The following is a 4,205-nucleotide window of genomic DNA, read 5'->3' on the forward strand; positions in this document are numbered from 1 at the left end:
GCATGGGCGGCAAGCGCGTGCTGCTGCCCCGCGCCCGCGAGGCGCGCGAGGTGCTGCCCGACGAACTGCGCAAGGCCGGGGCCGTGGTGGACGTGCTGCCGGTGTACGAAACCGTGCCCAGCACCGCCCGCAAGGACGACGTGCTGGCCCGCATGCAGGAAGGGCGCATCCATTGCGTCACCTTCGGCTCGTCGTCCACGGTGGACAACTTCTTCTCGCTGGTGCCCGTGGACATGGTGAAGGCCCACCCCGAGGTGAAGCTGGCCTGCATCGGCCCCGTCACCCGCAAGACGCTGGAAGGCTACGGCCTGACCTGCCACATCCAGCCCGAGGATTTCACCATCCCCGCGCTGGTTGACGAGTTGGTTGCACGCCTGCCCGAACTGTAGACGACGTCCGGCGCGGGTGGCGTCCCCTGCGGATGCCGCCCGGTGCCGGATTTGATCGCATGCCGGTCCTGCGCCGATCTTCCTGATGTTGGTTCAGCCCGGGATTTTCTGATGGTTCCGGTGCAGGACCGTGCGCCAGTGCGACGGTATTTGACAGGTGAAACGTCCCGTGTTGTGAGGAATGCGTGACCGGAGTGATCCTGTCCGCAATCCCGCCCGGCCCCGTGCCGGGCGTGGCATCCTTATGGACATTCAAGGGAGGGACACCTCATGGGCATCGTGCGAGCCGTCTGTATCAGCGAGCGGAAAGGCGAGCGCAAGCGGGTGGTGGACGCCATCACCCTGCGCGAGGACTATGGCGTGGAAGAAGACGTCCACGCGGGCAGCGGCAGGCAGGTCAGCCTGCTGGCCGTGGAAAGCGTGGACATCATGCGCCCGCGCATGCCGGAACTGGCGGCGGGCGACTTTGCGGAAAACATCCTGGTGGAAGGGCTGCCCCTGACCCGCTGCAAGGTGGGCGACCGGCTCACCGCCGGGCCGGACATCCTTCTGGAAATCACCCAGATCGGCAAGACCTGCCATTCCAAGTGCAACATCCACAAGACCGTGGGCTTCTGCATCATGCCCACCGAAGGGGTGTTCGCAAGGGTGCTGCGCGGCGGTGTGCTGCGCGCCGGGGATGCCGTTGCCATGACGGAAGGGTAGCTGCCTGTGCGGGCGTGCCCCTCCGCCCGCCTCTCGATAACCCTCGATCCCCCCGTGTTCAGGGAGTCTCATGACGCTGCAACTGGCCGTGCTGGCCTCCGGCAACGGATCGAACCTGCAAGCCATTCTCGACCGCATCGCCAGCGGCGCGCTGGATGCGAAGGTATGCCTTGTGCTGTGCAACAAGCCAGAGGCCCGTGCCCTGGAACGTGCCCGCGCGGCGGGTGTTGCCCACGTTGCCCTTTCTCCGGCAGATTATCCGGACCGGGAAGCCTTTGATGCGGCCATGGTGGCGGCCATCCGCGCCCATGGGGCGGATGCCGTGGCGCTGGCCGGGTACATGCGGCTGCTCACGCCGGGGTTTCTGGCGGCGTTCGCGGGGCGGGTGGTGAACATCCACCCCGCGCTGCTGCCCAGCTTTCCGGGGTTGCGCGGCGCGGCGGATGCGCAGGCGTACGGGGTGACCCTGGCCGGGTGCACGGTGCATTTCGTGGACGAGCAGATGGACCATGGTTCGGTCATCGTGCAGGCGGCGGTGCCGGTGAACGCGGGCGAGCCGCTGGATGACCTGAAGGCGCGGATTCACGCCCTGGAGCATCGCATTTATCCGCAGGCCTTGCAGTGGCTGGCCGAGGGGCGGCTGTGCGTGGAGGGCCGGGTGGTGCGGGTGCTGCCGAGGTCCGACGGCAAGGCGGCGCCGGGCGTGCCCGATGGGCCGTGGCTGGTGTGGCCGCCGCTGGAACAGGGATTCTAGACGGGCCTGATGTCGCTTTGCTTGCGGTAGCGCGCACACGCTGCCAGCGGAATCCGTCTTTTTGGGCCGGGCGGCGTTGGCGCGCGATTTTCCCTGCTCACGTAGGCCAGTACGTTCCGCGTGAAAATCACGCGCCGCCTTGCCCGGCCACAAGAACTCGTAATTCCTTGCATCGTGTCCGCACCAGCTATCCGCGCCGGAAAGACCGGCGCGGAGTATAAGGAAGAAAGGCACATTCGATGCTGGGCGTTGCATCAGATAGACGTAAGCCTTTTGGCCCAGAACGGTTTCGTGTCTCTCCCGACCCGCGTCTTCTTCCCTAACCCCCTCCCTTCCCCGTCATGCTGTACAATCTCGTTGCCCTGTTCGGCCTGTGCATGGTGGGCCGCATGAGTCCCGGCCCGGACATGATGCTGCTGGTGCGCCACGGCGCGGGCGGCCCCACGCGCGCGGCCTATGCCTGCGTGCTGGGCATCTGTCTGGGGCTGACCTTTCACGTGACCTGGGCGGTGCTGGGCACCGGCCTGTTGCAGGGCAGCCCCCGCGCGTTTCAGGCGGTGCAGTTGGCCGGGGCCGCGTATCTGGCGTGGGTGGGGTGGAAGGCCCTGCGCGCACGGGCCGATGGCGGCGGCGAGGGGGCCGCGCCGCCCACCCTGCGCGAGGGCTTTCGCGACGGGCTGTTCTGCAACCTGCTGAACCCCAAGGTGACGCTGTTCATCCTTTCGGTGTTCACGCAGTTCGTGGCCCCCGGCACGCCCACGGGCGAGCGGGTGGCCTACGGCACGGTCATCGTGCTGGAGGCGCTGGTGGGCTGGACCATCTTCGTGCGCTTTCTGGATACCGCGCCCATGCGCCGCTTCTACGAGCGGCACGGCCTGCATCTGGTGCGGCTCACCGGCGCGCTGCTGCTGTTGCTGGCGGGGTGGAGCGTGGTGTCCTTCCTGCGCGGGTAGGCCGGGTCATCCGGAGGCGCGTTCAGGGGCGCGTTGCCCGTCCGTCCGGTGAGCATGGGGCAGGCGGCAGGCCGCCGCAAGTTTCTGTCAGTCGGGGCCAGCACTGTCCCGATCATGCTTCGGGGCGCAGGCGGGCGCGGGACGTGCATCGGACCGAATCATGCCGGGCGCGGGCCGTTACACCGGGCAGCCTGGATGGTCGCGCGGCACTTCGGGCGCCTGGTCGCTGCCGGGCAGCGGCAGGCGCAGGGTGAAGGTGGTGCCCCGCCCCGGCTCCGAGGCCACGTCAAAGGTGCCCCCGTGGTTGCGGGTGACGATGAAGTAGGACACCGACAGCCCAAGCCCGGTGCCCACGCCCACCTCCTTGGTGGTGAAGAACGGCTCGAACACCCGCCGCCGCACGTCTTCCGGCATGCCGGTTCCGTTGTCCTGCACGTCGATGCGCATCCATGTGCCTTCGTGCCGCGTGCGCAGCACGATGCGCGGCTCGCCCCTGCCGGTTCCGGCAGGCGGGGCGGGCGGCGTCTCCATTGCCGCACCATCCGTTCCCGCTTCTGCCGGGCGGGGCCCGTCTGGCCGCATGCTTTCTGGCCGCATGCTTTCCGGCCGCACGTTTTCTGGCCGTGCCGCGATGGCCTGGGCCGCGTTGCGCAGCAGGTTCAGCAACACCTGGGTGATTTCCTGCTCCGAGCAGACCACCGGCGGCAGGTCCGCCGCGTAATCGCGCACGATGGCAATGTTGCGGAAATCGTAGCGTTTCTTCAGGTCGTAGTCGCTGGCGGCAATGTCCAGCGTGCGGTCCAACAGGGCGTGCAGGTCCACCGTGGTGCGGCGCGCCTCGCTGTTGCGGCTGAATTCCAGCATGTTGGTGATGATGTGGGCGGCCCGGCAGCCCGCTTCGCGGATGCTGTCCAGAAATTCCAGCACCCGCCGTTCCGTGAGGTAGGCGCGGATCACCGGCAGCGAGCAGCCCAGACGCTCCGCCACCTGTTCGTTGGCGGGCAGTCCGTCGGCCAGCCGCCGCTGGATGTTCTGCGCCCCCTGCAGGATGGCCCCCAGAGGGTTGTTGATCTCGTGGGCCATGCCCGCCGCCAGCCCGCCCACGGACAGCATCTTTTCCGACTGCACCAGCACCTCTTCCATGCGCACCCGGTCGGTCACGTCGTCGATGCGCAGCACGCCCCCTTCCCCCTCCGGGGCGTCGGTCATGCCGCTGCCCATGGGGTACAGAGAAACATCCTCGTAGCGGTAATGGCTTCCGACCAGGGTGACCACCCGTTCGCGGTCCACCGGGGTGCGGCGGGCCATGGCGGCCGTCAGCCGTGCGGCAATGTCGGCATGGTCGGGCAGCAGTTCCGCCAGCGCGGTGCCCGCCGGGGTCACGGCATGTCCGGTGCGGCGCAG

At 68.2% G+C, this 4,205-nt stretch carries 5 protein-coding genes; 4 read left to right on the forward strand and 1 reads right to left on the reverse strand.

Annotated features, from left to right (window positions below; translation table 11 throughout):
- The 4 genes from FVW27_RS09205 to FVW27_RS09220 all read left to right on the forward strand — a co-directional run.
- Positions 1–389 (forward strand): uroporphyrinogen-III synthase (locus FVW27_RS09205; RefSeq protein ID WP_167124538.1); only part of this gene is annotated, 389 nt, incomplete at its 5' end.
- 270 nt (positions 390–659) lie between these two features.
- Entirely contained in the window at positions 660–1,094 is a 435-nt protein-coding gene (locus FVW27_RS09210) for an MOSC domain-containing protein (protein WP_015946394.1), read from the forward strand.
- 70 nt (positions 1,095–1,164) lie between these two features.
- Entirely contained in the window at positions 1,165–1,848 is a 684-nt protein-coding gene (purN, locus tag FVW27_RS09215; RefSeq protein WP_167124540.1) for a phosphoribosylglycinamide formyltransferase, read from the forward strand.
- A 341-nt stretch (positions 1,849–2,189) separates the two neighbouring features.
- A complete protein-coding gene (locus FVW27_RS09220; RefSeq protein WP_167124542.1) occupies positions 2,190–2,801 on the forward strand; it encodes a LysE family translocator in 612 nt (203 codons plus the stop codon).
- Positions 2,802–2,978: 177 nt separating this feature from the next.
- Here FVW27_RS09220 and FVW27_RS20925 read toward each other — a convergent pair.
- Positions 2,979–4,205 (reverse strand): two-component system sensor histidine kinase NtrB (locus FVW27_RS20925; protein ID WP_243838317.1); only part of this gene is annotated, 1,227 nt, incomplete at its 5' end.

It is taken from the genome of Nitratidesulfovibrio liaohensis (assembly GCF_011682075.1).
GTDB classification, from domain to species: domain Bacteria; phylum Desulfobacterota; class Desulfovibrionia; order Desulfovibrionales; family Desulfovibrionaceae; genus Cupidesulfovibrio; species Cupidesulfovibrio liaohensis.

Bases quoted from the DNA above. Each gene is read 5' to 3' on its own strand.
- FVW27_RS09210 (WP_015946394.1), top strand. From the start codon at position 660: ATGGGCATCGTGCGAGCCGTCTGTATCAGCGAGCGGAAAGGCGAGCGC.
- purN (WP_167124540.1), top strand. From the start codon at position 1,165: ATGACGCTGCAACTGGCCGTGCTGGCCTCCGGCAACGGATCGAACCTG.
- FVW27_RS09220 (WP_167124542.1), top strand. From the start codon at position 2,190: ATGCTGTACAATCTCGTTGCCCTGTTCGGCCTGTGCATGGTGGGCCGC.